Below are 16,574 nucleotides of genomic sequence, written 5' to 3'. Positions count from 1 at the left end.
TAATGGTTAGATTAGAATTTGTATTCTAGACCAGTACCAACTACGAATACTTCAGCATCACCACGTACATTAGTATATGAAGTAGCATTTGGTGTAACTTTATATGCATAGTTAACATTATCAGCTTTGTTCATACCAGCATAGGCATGAGCAATGATGTTGTCTTTATACATGTATTTGCCACCAACAACGATTTGATCTGAATCAGCATTATCAAAACCATTTAAATTGTCAGTTTTGTTATACTGAGTATAGATAGACGCTGGGCGAGCAAAGTTAGCTAAAGGCATCTCAGCACTTACAACCAAACCTTTCTCTTTAGAAGTACCAGCGTCGTAATCAGCTACTTGATATAACGCACCCAAAGTTACTGGAGCTGCCATGTACTTGCCTAGATCTACAGTAGCAGTACCACGGATGATATCACCGACGATGTTTTGATCTTTGTCATAAGCAACACCAGCAGTAAAGCCAGTACCTTGATCAAACAACATTGCTACGCCAAAGCCAGCATTGTCATTACCATTTACGTCATCAGAGCTATACATAGCAGATAATTGTAATGGTAGACCGTTATACTTAGGTGCAGTCCAGATGATTGAACTTGCGATACGGTTACTATCAGCCATGTTTAATGCATCAATAACTTCATTCTCATTTTGAGTAGTACCTAAGTTATCAAAGTAACCTTGGTTAACAACAACGTTATCAATACGAGCAAGCGTTGATTGGTTTTTACCAACACGGAACTCACCGAATTGTTTGTTGTTTACACCAAGGAATGTATCACGGTTAGTGAAACCATTTTTATCACCATCAATCTTTGTGCCATACTCTAACTGATAGATAACATCAGTATTAGCAGTCATAGCTTCAGAACCTTTAAAGCCTAAACGTGAAGCATGAGAGTTGATCTCTACTGTATCTTCATCATACATGTTGCCAGCAGGGCCATCAAATTCAGCATTAACATAGTCCATAGCAACGAAAGCTTTACCATAAACAGTTGGTGCTGCATTGGCTGCAGATACAGATAGGGCAGCGATTGCTGTAGCTAAAAGTAGTTTTTTCATGGGGGTATCTCCACTTTACAATTTTAGTAATGAGCGAGCTATTATTAGCCGTTGCCCAAATGGTATCGTCACAAATCCTCAAAGATATAATGTGTAACTGGCTACCGAGATTAGTCAGAAACAAGTGTGGCGAAGTTCTATTACCGTAAGATGAAAAAAACCATGACTTACATAACTGGGATTAAAAAAGTAACTGCCATGTAAACTTTGGTCTTTATCGCTCTGTTGCGTAACATCCGTTACCAAACTCATACTTCAGCTACAAGCATAACAACTTTGACATAATTTGCAACATTTTTTTGAAGCTTTAGTTGGGAAAAACTTTCAAACCCACCCTCTGTATAAGGTTTTACCTTAAAGAAAATTTTGACAAAAAACACCCCTACTCGTTTAAAACGAATAAGGGTGAGAATTACAAAGGAAATCAGAAACGCTAAAAATTTTGGCAATTAGCAGTGTGAAAACTTGACAGTTACTTACCTCTTTTATTGGCAGTCACTTACCTCGCTTAAAGGGTGCTTATTGCTAAATTCAGTCTTGTTTTAACTTTTAGCAGCCAACACTGGCTTTTAGATCTAGACGTGCTTGATGCAATAATGGCTCAGTATAACCACTTGGCTGCTCGCGACCTTTAAACACCAAATCACAAGCGGCTTTGAAAGCATAGGAGTTGTCCAAGTCAGTTGCCATTGGTTGATAATCAGCATCACCAGCATTTTGCTCATCGACGATTTTAGCCATACGTTTCATAGCGTCCATCACTTGCTGCTCGCTGACCACATCATGGTGTAACCAATTAGCAATATGCTGACTTGAGATACGCAATGTCGCACGATCTTCCATCAAGCCGACATCATTAATATCAGGTACTTTAGAGCAACCAACACCTTGGTTTACCCAACGTACGACATAGCCTAGGATACCTTGAGCATTATTATCAATCTCTTGCTGTTTTTCTTCTTCAGTCCAATTTGTATCTGTTGCCAATGGAATGGTTAAGATATCATCTACGCTAGCGCGCGCACGTGATTTCAGACTGTCTTGAACCTCAGCAACATTGACTTGATGATAGTGCATGCTGTGTAAGGTAGCGCCCGTTGGAGATGGCACCCATGCCGTATTGGCACCTGCTTGCGGATGGGCAATCTTGGTGTCCATCATCTCTTGCATTTCATCAGGTTTTGCCCACATGCCTTTACCAATCTGCGCGTGACCTTGTAAGCCTACTTCAAGACCGATATCGACGTTCCATTGCTCATAAGCAGGCAGCCACGTTTGCGACTTCATATCGCCTTTGCGAACAAATGGACCTGCATTCATACTGGTGTGCATCTCATCACCTGTGCGATCTAAGAAGCCGGTATTGATGAAAATAACACGCTCTTTTGCTTGGCGAATGGCTTCTTTTAAGTTGACCGTCATACGGCGTTCTTCATCCATAATTCCGATCTTTATCGTATAACGCTCTAAGCCCAGTAGGTCTTCTGAGGCGTTAAACAAGTCATTCGCTATCTTCACTTCATCAGGACCATGCATTTTTGGTTTAACAATATACATTGAACCTTTACGTGAGTTTGATAGCTCGGTTTTACCTTTTAAATCATTCAATGATAATAAAGGCGTAATCAAACCATCCATTAAACCTTCGAAAACTTCTTCTTGACCATTGCCTAAATCTACCAAAATCGATGGATTTTGCATGAGATGTCCGACGTTACGTAGCAATAAAAGCGAGCGACCTGGCAAGGTCAGCGTATCACCCTCTGGCGTAGTATATTCGCGATCAGGATTCTGTTTACGCGTACGGGTCTTGCCGCCTTTCTCAAAGGTTTCTTGCAAATCGCCATTCATCAAGCCAAACCAATTGCGATACGCTTCAACCTTCTCTTCTGCATCAACAGCAGCGATGGAGTCTTCACAATCTTGAATCGCAGTCAGCGCCGACTCTAATAACACGTCTTTGATATGTGCAGGATCATCTTTGCCAATGGGATGATTGCCATCAATTTGAATCTCAGCATGCAAGTTATTGTTCTTTAATAACACAGCGCTAGGACTATCAGCGTCGCCTACGAAACCTGCAAACTGTCCGGCATCTTTTAGTTGCGTGCTGCTATCGCCTTGCGCAATTTCAAGCTTACCATCAACGACTCTAAAACCTGTTACATCGCTATAGGAGCCTGATGCTAAGGCAAAGTTTTCATCTAGGAATTTTTTGGCATAAGCGACGACGGCTGCGCCACGTGTTGGATTGTAGCCACCTTTTGCTTCTTGACCATTTTCATCACTGATAACATTGGTGCCATATAAAGCATCATATAAGCTGCCCCAACGCGCATTATTGGCGTTCAACGCATAGCGAGCATTACGTACTGGCACTACCAGCTGCGGTCCTGCAATGCGGGCAATCTCATCATCGACGTTTTCTGTGCTGACACTGAACGCTTCGCCTTCTGGTAATAGGTAGCCAATTTCTTGTAAAAATGCTTTGTACGCTGGATAATCAATATTGCCATTTTTGGTAGGATGTTGCAGGTGCCATTGGTCAATCTGTCCTTGAATCTTAGCACGCGTTGCAAGCAGTGCTTTATTACGTGGCGTAAACTCTTTGATGACCTTTTCGAAACCTGACCAGTAACCGTCTGAATCAATACCGACTTTCGGCAGCACTTCATTTTCGATAAAATCGAACAGCTGCTGATCAATGGCAAGAATGCCTTTTTGAACACGATTGGCATTAGAAGACTGGCTCATACTGTTATCCTTATCTGTTTGTTAGATTTGTTGATACTGGGCTGCTAAAACATACCTCGTCCATGTACACAGCCATGCAAAAGGGCGCATAAAGCAGGGTTGTAAAGTAATAAATAAGCTACAAGCCAAATAAATTTACTGCTGCGTTACCTCGGCTGTCATTATTTGAGCGGTGTTTAACGTTGTATTATCTAGATAGGTTTTACATAAAGATAGGCTATAAACCTTAGATTTTGAGACGCGATTGATAGTTGATATACTATTGGCTACTTGCTATCAGCTGACAAGCAATAGTAAGACAAAATACGTTAAAAGCAAAATATTATCCTACTACCAAATAAGGCAATAAACAAGGAAACCTCATTTAGTAACTAAATGCTTGTGCTGTAGATAAATGATAGCCTATATACCATATGCGCCAGCAACGATTATCTTACTATCCCATCCTACTAAATTACTCACAAGTATAAACTGTAAGTAATCATTACGATATTAATTTATGCGTAATGGTTATCTATCATATCAAAGTATTTTAGAGAATTTAAATACATATCGCGCGTATATATCTACTTTTTTTCATTATTTTATTCATCCACTCATCGATAAAGTCTAAGCAAACCATGACCATAAACCAAGAAAATACATCCATACCTAAAACTACTTCTAATTTGCAGTCTGAGCCTTCAACTACAGTAGGGAGTCAATCTGTAATAGATTCTGAAGATAACGGTAGTAATGATAGCGTTGATATCATTTCTATCACCCAACTCAGCACGCCACTAAAGGTAGATTTATCGCCTATTTTTGATTTCTTGGGCGCACGAACCTCACAAGCTTGGGTCAACGCCGCTGTTAATAACTTATCGCTGATTATTCAAGACCATGCCAATTGTGAAAAAAAGGCCGCCGGTACCGCGATGAATCTCATCTTTCGCTATGAGTTCTCTTATGATTTACAGCGTAAATTGGCACAATTAATACGTGAGGAAATGCTGCACTATGAGCAAGTGCTTGGCATTATGAATGAGCGCGGGCAAGCATGGAAATATCTAAGTGCTGGACGCTATGCCAAAGGGATGCTAAAACACAAGCGTACTTATGAACCCGCTGCAATGGTAGATGTGCTGATTATTGGTGCATTTATCGAGGCACGTTCTTGTGAGCGTTTTGCGGCACTTTCTGAGGTTATCAATGATGAGCGTTTGGTAAAATACTATCGTTATTTATTAAAATCAGAAAGCCGTCATTTTGAGGATTATTTGGCACTGGCGCAGTCATTGTCTGAAGACAATATCGATGAGCGGGTGGCGTTCTTTAAAGAAGTAGAAGCAGATTTGATATCAACTCCAGATACTGAGCTGCGTTTTCATAGCGGCGACCCTATTGCTCTCTAATTTATTAAATCTATAGTGAGTTAAATATAAAAGAGTTACGCTCAGAATAGCATTATGCTGGGATAAATTTCTCTCGCTTGCTGTGCACTTCGCACTCCAGAGGCTTCGTAAAATTTATCCCAGCAGTACGGTGTTCTTTTTAAATTGAATCGACTATGTTATCAATAAAACAAAAAAAGGTGCTGCAAGCGACGTATCGTACGTCATTACTTGCAGCACCTTTTCAAGTTATCGAATTGTCTAAATGTTTTAAAAATCTTTTTCATCCGGATTTAACACACGGGTTTGAGCATTATCAATATTTGCATAGCGATTTAAATCGTTTATGCCTTCGCTTTTAGCCCCTTGATCAATAGTGGTATGTTCATTGATACCATCATCAAAAGCATTGCCCTCTTGATCGCGGCGATCTGGCTGACGGGCAGCATTATCGCCATCATTGACATGTTCTGAGCCTACCACACTCTCTTGGAACGTATCTGTTCCTTTATTGATAGTGGTATGATTTTCAATACTATCATCGGTAGACATCACGTTATGACTATTATGATGAATGTCTTCATGTGTATGGTCACCATGCTGGATATCATCGCTCGCATATCTGGTACCAATGACTGTTTCTTGAAATGTCTCGGTGCTTTTTTCCGTATTATCATGAGCTGCGCTGGTGTCGACCGTGCGCGCAGGCATATTGTCGATATGACCATCATTACTGATGATAGGCGTTTTGGTTAATGCCGGATCTTTCGTTTCCATCGTAATATCCTTATTTTTAATTTATCTTTCTTGTTATTTCTTCATCATCACCCATCTGACAATGATCATTTATATGAGAGTTAAGAGAGTTAAGAGAGTTAAGAGAGTTAAGAGAGTTAAGAGAGTCACGACGATGAAAAACTATTCATTGCCTTTTTGCGATAAATCATAGGCGTTTAGATCGCCAACATTTTTTCCACCTAGAGGCAGATTTTCTTCTTTGCGTGGGTCAGCGTATATCTCATCCGTCTCCTGCGACTCCTGCTGAGGTCCATCAATTTCGGGTTCGTGCTTACGACCTTCATAACTGTCCGATGGATTATCTGGATGCAGCTTCGCTGGATCGTTGACGGATACAGGCTCTTCATGATTTGGGTGCATGTTGTTAGTTTGAATATTGTCTGACTGACTATCATGTGACATGGCATTTCCCTCGCTTTAGTAGTATGGAGTTCAATAATTTTTTGCTAACTATTTGTCTGTACGCAAATCATCGTTGATAAAAGAAGTTTGCTCTTCTTCTGTTAATGATTCTGGTGCATCAACTGGCTTGCCATTTTCTAAATTTTTCTCAATCTGCTGGTGGCTATCTGATTCCTCAGCGGCTTTTTTGATATCTGAGCTATTATTGTTGGTGTGACTCATGGTGAAATCCTGTTTTCTTATTGAGATAATTTATATAAGGGTGAATTTTTATATCTATCTAATTATCTATATCTACCTAATTATAAGAATAAATTTGATACGCTCACCAGTGTACTGCCGTATAAATATGTGAATAAGTGTGAGCTTACCAGACAGTTTGTAACCAGAAAGTAGAATTGGTAGGCAAAAAAAATCAAGCACAGAGTAATCCCTATGCTTGGCTGTTATATTTGTTGAAAAAAGTGGATAACATTAAAAACACTAAATGAGATTAATCGACTTAATAACCGCTAATAAACAAGACAGTTATACCGGCTCGCCAACACGATTAATCACTTTTAATAAATGCTCTTGAGCAATGTGAAGCGCTTCATCCGCCGCTGGCTTGGTTCGTTGCCAGTTACCGTCACCGCTGAGTGTCCACGCTTGCTTATTGTCTTGGAGGTAACTCAACAGTCCATCTTGATAAATTTGCTTAGACAATTTTTTATCTTCAATCGGAAACGCTACCTCTACACGGTGGAACAAATTACGATCCATCCAATCGGCGCTGCCACAGTACAAGCGCTCATTACCATCATTATAGAAGTAATAGATGCGAGTATGCTCCAAAAAACGACCGATAACAGAACGTACGGTGATATTCTCAGACAGACCCTTCACTTGCGGACGCAGACAGCAAATTGAGCGCAAAATCAGTTCAATTTTGACCCCTGCTTGTGACGCATCATATAGTTTATCAATCAAACGACGTTCGGTTAAGGCGTTTACTTTAACAATAATATGAGCGCGCTTGCCCGCCTTGGCATGAGTAATCTCATCATCGATAAAGCTCATCAATTTATCATGCAAGGTAAATGGTGCATGCAATAGCTTTTTGAGATTAGCAGGTTTACCCATGCCGGTCAGCTCTTGGAATATCTTGTGGACGTCTTCTGAGATATCAGGATCCGCACTGAATAATCCATAATCGGTATAGACTTTAGCATTTGCTGCGTGATAATTACCCGTGCCTAAATGCACATAACGGCGCATTTTCCCCTCTTCGCGGCGCACGATGAGCATGAGTTTAGCGTGGGTTTTGTAGCCAACAATACCGTAGACCACTACTGCCCCTGCCTCTTGCAGATAGTTGGCAACAGCAATATTAGACGCCTCATCAAAACGGGCGCGTAACTCAATGACTGCTGTCACTTCTTTACCATTACGTGCGGCTGCGGCTAGCGCTTTGACAATTTCTGAATTGGTGCCTGAACGATAAAGCGTTTGCTTAATCGCTAATACTTTTGGATCACTGGCAGCTTGCCAAAGTAAATTAATAATCGGCGAAAACGCATGGAACGGATGATGCGCCAATACATCGCCTTTACGCATGGCAGCAAACATACTGGTTGCTTTATCAAGCTTGTCGACTTCGCGGCGAAACGGTTTTGGTATCACATGCGTAAAGGGCTGATAACGCAAGGCTGGGATATTAAAATCAAACAGCAAACGCGTTAAGTTGACAGGTCCATTGACGCGGTATAATTGGTTGTCATGCAACTCAAACTCATTAAGCAAATAATCACTAATTGGCGTTGGGCATTCAGTAGTGACTTCAAGGCGCACTTTATCACCAAATCGGCGGTTTTCAAGCTCACCTTCTAAGGCTTTGGCAATGTCATCAACATCATCTGCCAAGTCCAAATCGGCATTACGCGTCAGCCTAAATTGATGACAGCCGGTGACATTCATACCAGGGAATAGCTCACCGATATGCTCATGGATAATCGCTGATAGCATCACATGGTGCTCTTTGCCACCAGTCAATTCATCAGGCAGACGAATCACGCGCGGCAAGCTACGCGGCGCGGGTACGATTGCCAGATTGATATCGCGACCAAAGGCGTCTTTGCCCTCTAACGTCGCAATAAAGTTCAAGCTTTTATTCACCAAGCGCGGGAATGGATGCGCAGTATCAATACTAATAGGTGTCAATACCGGCGAGACTTGCTCAGTAAAATAGCGCTTCATCCATGCGGATTGCTCAGCATTCAACTCATCGCGCTTTAAATAACGAATATCCTCAAGCGCCAGTGCTGGCAAGATATCTTCATTTAAAATACGGTATTGCTCAGCGATGGCATCATGAGTCACTGCTGATATTTCATTAAGAATTTCACTGGGACGCATACCATGTACACTGGTCGACACATCACCCAGATTGAGCTTTTGCATAATACCAGCAACGCGAATTTCAAAAAACTCATCGATATTGGATGAAAAAATCATTAAAAAGAATAAACGCTCAAGCAAAGGATGGTGGGGATCTGCCGCTTGTGCTAAGACCCGCAGATGAAACTGTAGTAAAGACAAGTCACGATTGATATAGCTGCTGGGTGAATAATTACCATCTTCCGAGCGTTGCCAATCAATCTCGGTTAAAACTTGGTTGCCATACGGATTAATAAGGCTTTCATCGGTAAGAGGATTGCTGGTATTAATGGCACCGTCTACTTTATCTGTGTCACTCTCTCTATTGACATCATTATTCGCATCAATATATGTCTCAATAACATCAGCGGTCTTATCACTATTACTGTGCTTATTATCCATCTCTACCACGCTCCACTCCTATGACTGTTATCAAACTGCTATCATTTTTATATCAATCTTATCCTATCAGCATTTTTATACTATACTTTTTAATTATTATTCTATTGTTACCGTTAATTCTAGCTACATTTAGGCAGACTGTGGCAATACAGCATTTTTCATACGCTTTTTTATGATACGTTGTTTATTACGCAGGCGTTTATCGCTTTGATGACTTTCATAGTATTTTGGATTGGTTAGCATGGCAATCAATAAGGCTGACTGATCACGATTGAGATTAGCAGCTGACTTATCAAAATAATACTGCGCTGCCGCTTCAACACCATAAATACCATTGCCAAACTCTGCTACATTCAAATACGCGGTCAAAATTCGCTGCTTATCCCATAATGTCTCAATCATTATGGTGAGAACAGCCTCTTCAGCTTTACGCGTATAAGAGCGATGCGAAGTCAAAAACAGATTTTTAGCCAATTGCTGAGTGATGGTTGAGCCGCCTGCAGACATCTTGCCAGTCGCTTCATTCTTTTTCTGTGCCGCCTTAATGCCTTTCATGTCAAAGCCGTTATGCTGGCTAAACGTCGAATCTTCACTGACAATCGCCGCTTGCTTCGCAGATTTGGCAATCGCGTCATATTCAACCCAAGTTTGGCTAACATCACCGCCCATAATGCGATGGGTGAGCATAAACATGCTGTTATTAATCGGCTGCGTTTTCCAAATTAACAGCAGCCCTGCAACCAACACATGGAATGCGACGACCAACACCATCAATGCCAATAAGAGTCGTTTGATAAATTTGCCAAAACTTGTCATGCGTGTTGTCCAAGTGATTGAAAAGATAGTTAGAGGAAGTAAGGAGCGCTTAGCCTAGCAATATAGGTCAGCAATTATAAATAGCAGCTCATCTTACCTAATCTCACAATCGCTGTCATTATTTACCCCACTTCTTTATCATGTCACATGAGTACACGTAAAAAATCAGCAAAAATGAACGTTGGATTTGTAAGCTTTGCCTTTAGGATTAATATAAGAGAGTAGCTATGTACGAGAATAATAATATAAGCACATTGCGTGCTCATATGATTGAAGAAAAACCTGAGCTTGGTTCTCCTGAAAATATAACCAAATGGTGGCTACTCGGCACCTCAGGTTGTCATTTATGTGATATTGCTGAACAGCTGATAACACAGCTACAAGTGGTGCAACGCGTTACTTACGAGTCTGTCGATATTGCCGATTTCTCTGAACCGCTTATGATGGCCTTTGCGACGACTATTCCCGTCATCTTGACACCGACAAAACGCTTAGATTATCCATTTTCAATACTGGATTTACAGCGTTTATTGTGACCCTGACAGCCCCTGCTCGCTTATTCAATACAGCCGCAAACAAGCTTAATTCTTACTAATTCAAAACATTACATATCATTTTATTCAGTTTTAACTAATATATTGATAGCTAATCTTTCCCTTTTTATTATAAGCTTAAGGTCATCTGTATAATAATGCAGTGAGTGTCGACAATTTAGTGAGCAAAGGAATGCCACCATGAATCAGAGCCAAAGACCTGATAAAGCTGCTTTAGTAGAGCTATTTCGCGATTTTATTGAGCCTCAGTACGTGATCAATGATGAGGAGACTCAAAAGCCTTTTGAGTGTGATGGCTTATCGGTATATTGCGATATGCCCCTCATCACGGTGCTCCCAAAAACCGTTGAGCAAGTTTGTGAGGTAATGCGAATCTGTTATCGCTATCAAATCCCTGTGGTCGCACGCGGTGCCGGTACGGGTTTGTGTGCAGGTGCAATGCCCAACCCTGATGGCGTCTTATTGGTGTTGTCACGATTTAAACATATCCTTGATATTGATCCACTTGCCCGTAGCGCACGTTTGCAGCCAGGTGTCCGTAACCTTGCTATTAGTGAGGCGGCTAGACAATATGGCTTGTATTATGGCCCAGACCCCTCCTCACAGATTGCCTGCTCCATCGGTGGCAACGTCGCCGAAAACTCAGGCGGCGTCCATTGTCTCAAATATGGTCTGACCACTCACAATTTATTAAAAGTTGAGATGGTCACAGTCGAGGGGGATCTCATTACTATTGGTAGTGAAGGTCTTGATAGCAACGGCTTTGATTTGATGGCTTTGATTACTGGCTCTGAGGGTCTACTTGGGGTGATTACTGAAGTGACGGTCAAGCTGCTACCTAGCCCTGAAAAGGCTCAGGTCATTATGGCCGCTTTTGATAATGTTCAGACCGCAGGGGACGCGGTCGGCGGCGTGATTGCCAAAGGTATTATTCCAGCCGGACTTGAGATGATGGATAGCCCTGCCATCATAGCCGCCGAAGCGTTTGCTCATGCAGGCTATCCAATTGACGCCCAAGCTTTGCTGCTGTGTGAGTTAGATGGCAGCGAGGCGGAAGTTCAAGAACAGATTGCAGAGGTTGAGCAGCTGTTTATCGAGCTTGGCGCAACCACAACACGTGTCTCACAAAGTGAGGCGGAGCGCGCCTTATTGTGGAAAGGTCGAAAATCTGCATTCCCCGCTGTCGGACGAATATCCCCTGACTACTACTGCATGGATGGCACGATTCCGCGTAGCCAACTTGCCCATGTCCTAACCGAAATGCAAAAACTCTCAGATGAATACGGTCTGCGCGTCGCCAACGTGTTTCATGCTGGGGACGGCAATTTGCACCCGCTTATCTTATTTGATGCCAATGTCCCAGGAGAGCTTGAGCGCACTGAAGAGTTCGGCAGCCGTATTTTAGAGCTTTGCGTCAAGGTGGGCGGCTGCATAACTGGTGAGCATGGGGTTGGCGTTGAAAAAATCCGCCAAATGACGATTCAGTTTAACGATCAAGAGCTGACACAATTTCATGCAATCAAGCACGCCTTTGACCCAATCGGTACGCTAAATCCAGGTAAGGGCATTCCAGTGCTCAAGCGCTGTCAAGAGTACCGTACCCTTGACAGAACGCAACACAACCATGACTCTCAACCACAGCAAGGAGATCTGGCATGACAGACATGAGTCAAGAGCTGATTGCGCGAGTAATGCAAGCCAGCCATGACGGCACAGCCCTACAAATCATGGGCGGGGGCAGTAAGCAGTTTATGGGACGTGAGCCAATAGGCGACCCCATCAGTCTTAGCGAGCACAAAGGCATCATCAGTTATGAGCCGATCGAATTGGTGCTGACTGCTCGTGCTGGAACCTCAATTACTGAGATTAATAGCGCATTAGCCGAACACAATCAGTGCTTAGCATTTGAGCCACCGACATTTGACGGACAAGCAACCTTGGGCGGTACATTGGCTTGCCACTTATCAGGCCCAGCAAGACCTTGGAGCGGTTCAATAAGAGACCATGTCTTAGGCATTCGCCTGATTAATGGCCATGCAGAAGAACTGCGCTTCGGCGGTCAGGTGATGAAAAACGTCGCCGGTTATGATGTCTCACGGATGCAAGCAGGCGCGATGGGCACTTTGGGTATCATCACTGAAGTCAGTCTAAAAGTCATGCCTAAGCCTGCCGCCACTGTGACTATTAAGCAGGAAATGGACGCTGCAAAGGCTATTGAGACCATGAACCGTCTCTCAGGAAAATCCAAACCCTTGACAGGGGCGTGTTGGTTTGACAATCATTTGTATTTGCGCTTGGCAGGCGCGCGAAGTGCTGTAGATAGTACTGTCAACCAGTGGCAAGGCGCGATATTAGAGGATACAGATACGTTTTGGTCAATGCTTCGTGAGCAGCAATTGGATTATTTCTTAGACGCGTCCTCATTGTGGCGGTTTTCTGTAAAAAGTAGCGCGGTGCATATGCTACCAGAGGAAGATTGGCTGATTGATTGGGGAGGATCACAGCGCTGGCTTCGTGGCGACTTTACCGCGGAAAAATTAGAAGCGCTTGCTGAGGCCGCAGGTGGTCAGGTCAGCCTTTATCGCGGTGGCGACAGGAATCAGGAGGTCTTTCATACTCAGCCTGAGGCGCTCCAAAAGCTCCACCAACGCCTCAAACACGCCTTTGATCCGAATGGTGTTTTCAATCCCAATCGTTTATATAGCTGGATGTAAATTAGCTCGATGACAAGGAAGTCGTAATGCGAACTCAAATCAATATAAAATATCTGGATTACCCAGATATTCAAGAAGCCGATGATATTTTGCGCACTTGCGTTCACTGTGGATTTTGTAATGCTACGTGTCCCACGTATCAAGAGCTTGGCGATGAGCGTGACGGTCCTCGCGGTCGTATTTATTTACTAAAACAAATGCTTGAAACTGGTGATGTTAGCGAAAAATCCCAACTTCATTTAGACCGCTGTTTGACTTGTCGTAGCTGCGAAACCACTTGCCCCTCCGGGGTAAAATATGGCCGCTTGGCTGAGATCGGCCGCGATATTATGGAAGAACAGCTGTCGCGACCTGCTGATCAAAGACTTAAACGCTGGCTTATCAGAAAGGTGTTGCCCTATCCGCACCGATTTGGGTTTCTCTTAAGACTTGGACAACTGTTTCGCTCCTTTTTGCCTCGCGACTTAAAAGCCCAAGTCCCTGTTAAGCAAATCACCCGCCCGCGACCCTCACAGCAACACTCGCGTCAAATGCTGGTGCTAGAGGGCTGCGCCCAACCTTCTGCCACCCCCAATACCAACAATGCCGCCGCCCGAGTACTTGATAGGCTAGGCATCAGCTTGATTGCTGCACCAGATGCCGGATGTTGCGGCGCTGTGAGCTATCACATACCTGCTCATGAAGAAGGGCTTGCGTTCATGCGGCGCAATATCGATGCGTGGTGGCTATATATTGAGGCTGGGGCTGAAGCCATTGTTATCAGCGCTTCAGGCTGCGGCTCGATGGTCAAGGAGTACGGTGAAAAACTCAAACATGACGACGCTTATGCAGCTAAAGCCAAGCGTATCAGTGCACTGACCCGAGACCTGAGTGAGATTTTGATCAAAGAGGACCTAGAGAAGTTGGTAGTAAAACAGACGAATCGCAAGACCGCTGTCCACTGCCCATGCTCGCTACAGCACGCTCAGCAGTTAGGCGGTCATGTTGAGCAGATATTGCAACGCGCTGGGATTGAGCTCTCTAAAACCCAAAACGGACATTTATGCTGCGGCTCTGCTGGTACTTACTCGCTCCTTCAGCCTACGCTTAGCCAGCAACTACTCACCAATAAAATCAACGATCTTACCATCGATAACCCAGATCAGATTGTGACAGCCAATATCGGATGCCAATTGCATTTAGGCAGCCATGCGTCCGTCCCAGTCAAGCATTGGATCGAATTGTTAGACCCACAATAAAACCAACTATAATGAGTTAAGCGGATTGTAAAGGACAATCATAATCAGCTCTTAACTACCTTAATAAAGAATACAAGGTCTCAGCTAATTTTTGAAATAAGTTCTCTACTGCCATTTGAATGACGCCCGCAGCACCAAAAAACTACGGGCTTCTTTTGGCTTAATACTGATAAAGAAAAAAGAAATATCCTTCAATGATATTTCAAAGATGACTTCAACTACATATACCAAGGACGGTTTATTATGTACACTTTTTTGGCCTTAGCGCCTATTCTGGTAGTACTCGTTTTGCTTGTAATGTTGCGGCTCCCTGCCAAGATTTCTATGGGCGTTGCCTATTTAGTAACCGCGCTATTAGCGTTGTTCGTTTGGCAAGCCAGTGGTGCTCAAGTCGCAGCCGCGACTGTAAACGGCATCATCGTCGCACTCACGCTTTTATTTATTGTATTTGCGGCTATTTTATTGCTGAATACTTTGAAGGAAGGGGGCGCTATTGTCGCTATTCGTAAAGGCTTTATGGATATCTCGCCCGATAGACGCGTTCAAGTTATCATTGTGGCGTGGTTATTCGGCTCGCTGATAGAAGGCTCATCAGGATTTGGTACGCCATCTGCTATCGGTGCACCGTTGTTGTTGGCTTTAGGTTTCCCAGCGATGGCATCAGTTATGGCTATGTTAATTATTCAGTCGACGCCCGTATCATTTGGTGCCGTTGGTACGCCAGTATTACTTGGCGTTTGGACTGGTATCAATGATAAGCCAGATATAACGCAAGCGATTGCGCCACTCTCAACTGAAAACTATCTATTACAAATCGCGGGTAACATCGGTCTGATACATGCGCTGGTGGGTTTTCTAATTCCGTTACTTTTGAGTGGATTTTTGACTCGGTTCTTTGGTAAAAATCGCTCCTTCGTTGAAGGGCTCAAAGTATGGCCTTTTGCAATTTTTGCTGGTCTCTGCTTTACCGTTCCTTATTATTTAGTGGCTAGATACCTAGGTCCTGAGTTCCCATCATTGGTCGGCGGTTTTATCGGTCTTATGATTGTGCTTCCTGCAGCAAAGCGCGGCTTCTTGATGCCTAAAGAGATTTTTGATTTTGCGCCACGCGCTAAATGGGATAAAGACTGGCTCGGCTCGTTACCTGAAGAAAAGTTTGATGATTCCATTGCACCAAGATTTTCTTTGGTTCGGGCATTTTCTCCTTATCTCATCGTTATTGGTCTACTAATCATCACTCGAGTCATTGCACCGCTGAAGGCATTTTTGACTGGAGATTTGACCACTATACAATTTACCAATCTTTTTGGTACAACTATTTCTAGTAAAATCCAACTTGCCTATTCTCCAGGTATCATTCTAATTATTGTTGCCTTAATCTCTATCTTGTTGTTCAGAATGAACGGACAAGCCGTCAAACGTAGTTGGAGTAGTTCTGCAAAAACCATGGTAGCCGCCGCACCAGCCTTGCTGTTTTCGGTACCGATGGTACAAGTATTCATCAACTCCGGGTCAGCTGCTGAAGTCGCAAACTCGCTACCCGCTATGCCCATCTTACTGGCTGAGAGTGCTGCTGGTGCATTTCAAAATGCATGGCCACTCGTGTCTCCGTGGATTGGCGCGTTGGGTGCGTTCATTGCAGGCTCAAATACCGTCAGCAATATGATGTTCGCTTACTTTCAGTGGTCAACCGCCAGTCAAATTGGCTTAGATGTCAATCTTGCTGCACAAGTAGTAGCACTGCAAGCGGTCGGCGGCGCTGCTGGTAATATGATTGCGGTACATAACGTCGTTGCTGCTTGCGCGGTGGTTGGTCTAATGGATAAAGAAGGCTATGTTATTCGCAAAACCTTAGTCGCAATGACATACTATGTGATTCAGGCAGGATTGATCGGTATGGGTATTATTTTCGGTCAAATGTGGTGGTGGATATTGGCTGTCATTTGGCCAATCGCATTTTTTGGAATCATGGCAATAACGAGTAAAAAAACCGTTACTTAACATGAGTTAGCTGTACTAGTAAATCTGTGAATCC

General features: G+C 43.3%; 13 protein-coding genes. 6 read left to right on the top strand and 7 right to left on the bottom strand.

The annotated features are described in order from the left end of the window. Positions 1–11 precede the first annotated feature (11 nt). A complete protein-coding gene (locus OEG80_RS03195) occupies positions 12–1,073 on the bottom strand; it encodes a porin (protein WP_020444057.1) in 1,062 nt (353 codons plus the stop codon). Positions 1,074–1,622: 549 nt separating this feature from the next. Then, positions 1,623–3,827, bottom strand: a complete 2,205-nt coding sequence (locus tag OEG80_RS03190) for a malate synthase G (protein ID WP_263241719.1) — start codon at positions 3,825–3,827, stop codon at positions 1,623–1,625. A gap of 620 nt (positions 3,828–4,447) precedes the next feature. On the opposite strand from OEG80_RS03190, the gene OEG80_RS03185 reads away from it, so the two are divergent. Then, complete coding sequence (locus OEG80_RS03185; protein WP_263241717.1) at positions 4,448–5,221, top strand: tRNA-(ms[2]io[6]A)-hydroxylase; 774 nt, start codon at positions 4,448–4,450, stop codon at positions 5,219–5,221. 249 nt (positions 5,222–5,470) lie between these two features. On the opposite strand, the gene OEG80_RS03180 is transcribed toward OEG80_RS03185, so the two are convergent. The 5 genes from OEG80_RS03180 to mtgA all read right to left on the bottom strand — a co-directional run bounded on the left by OEG80_RS03180 (position 5,471) and on the right by mtgA (position 10,033). Continuing rightward, on the bottom strand, positions 5,471–5,977 hold the full coding sequence (locus OEG80_RS03180) for a hypothetical protein (protein ID WP_263241715.1): 507 nt from the start codon (positions 5,975–5,977) through the stop codon (positions 5,471–5,473). A gap of 141 nt (positions 5,978–6,118) precedes the next feature. Continuing rightward, on the bottom strand, positions 6,119–6,400 hold the full coding sequence (locus OEG80_RS03175; RefSeq protein WP_263241713.1) for a hypothetical protein: 282 nt from the start codon (positions 6,398–6,400) through the stop codon (positions 6,119–6,121). Between the two features lie 48 nt (positions 6,401–6,448). Next, positions 6,449–6,622 carry a hypothetical protein gene (locus tag OEG80_RS03170; RefSeq protein WP_020444063.1) on the bottom strand — a complete coding sequence of 58 codons (174 nt, stop codon included), beginning with the start codon at positions 6,620–6,622 and terminating at the stop codon, positions 6,449–6,451. A 306-nt stretch (positions 6,623–6,928) separates the two neighbouring features. After that, positions 6,929–9,217 (bottom strand): polyphosphate kinase 1, encoded by a 2,289-nt coding sequence (ppk1, locus tag OEG80_RS03165; protein WP_263242462.1) that lies wholly within the window; start codon positions 9,215–9,217, stop codon positions 6,929–6,931. A 129-nt stretch (positions 9,218–9,346) separates the two neighbouring features. After that, positions 9,347–10,033: a monofunctional biosynthetic peptidoglycan transglycosylase gene (gene mtgA / locus OEG80_RS03160; RefSeq protein ID WP_011514203.1), complete on the bottom strand. Its 687-nt coding sequence runs from the start codon at positions 10,031–10,033 to the stop codon at positions 9,347–9,349. A gap of 227 nt (positions 10,034–10,260) precedes the next feature. On the opposite strand from mtgA, the gene OEG80_RS03155 reads away from it, so the two are divergent. From OEG80_RS03155 to OEG80_RS03135, 5 genes are all read left to right on the top strand, one after another. Next, positions 10,261–10,569 carry a glutaredoxin family protein gene (locus OEG80_RS03155; protein ID WP_020444065.1) on the top strand — a complete coding sequence of 103 codons (309 nt, stop codon included), beginning with the start codon at positions 10,261–10,263 and terminating at the stop codon, positions 10,567–10,569. Between the two features lie 198 nt (positions 10,570–10,767). Beyond that, on the top strand, positions 10,768–12,246 hold the full coding sequence (locus tag OEG80_RS03150) for an FAD-linked oxidase C-terminal domain-containing protein (protein ID WP_011514205.1): 1,479 nt from the start codon (positions 10,768–10,770) through the stop codon (positions 12,244–12,246). Further along, the gene (gene glcE, locus OEG80_RS03145; protein WP_263241709.1) at positions 12,243–13,301 is read left to right on the top strand and encodes a glycolate oxidase subunit GlcE; all 1,059 of its coding nucleotides are present in this window, start codon (positions 12,243–12,245) and stop codon (positions 13,299–13,301) included. The genes OEG80_RS03150 and glcE overlap by 4 nt, the downstream gene beginning before the upstream one ends. Before the next feature lie 26 nt (positions 13,302–13,327). Continuing rightward, entirely contained in the window at positions 13,328–14,539 is a 1,212-nt protein-coding gene (glcF, locus tag OEG80_RS03140) for a glycolate oxidase subunit GlcF (protein ID WP_263241707.1), read from the top strand. A 243-nt stretch (positions 14,540–14,782) separates the two neighbouring features. Next, positions 14,783–16,540, top strand: coding sequence for an L-lactate permease (locus OEG80_RS03135; protein ID WP_263241705.1), 1,758 nt, complete (start codon positions 14,783–14,785; stop codon positions 16,538–16,540). Positions 16,541–16,574 lie beyond the last annotated feature (34 nt).

Origin of the sequence: Psychrobacter sp. SC65A.3, assembly GCF_025642195.1 — a bacterium.
Classification (GTDB): domain Bacteria; phylum Pseudomonadota; class Gammaproteobacteria; order Pseudomonadales; family Moraxellaceae; genus Psychrobacter; species Psychrobacter cryohalolentis.
The sequence above is the reverse complement of the archived record's forward strand: the minus strand, read 5'-3'. Positions and strand labels throughout refer to the sequence as shown.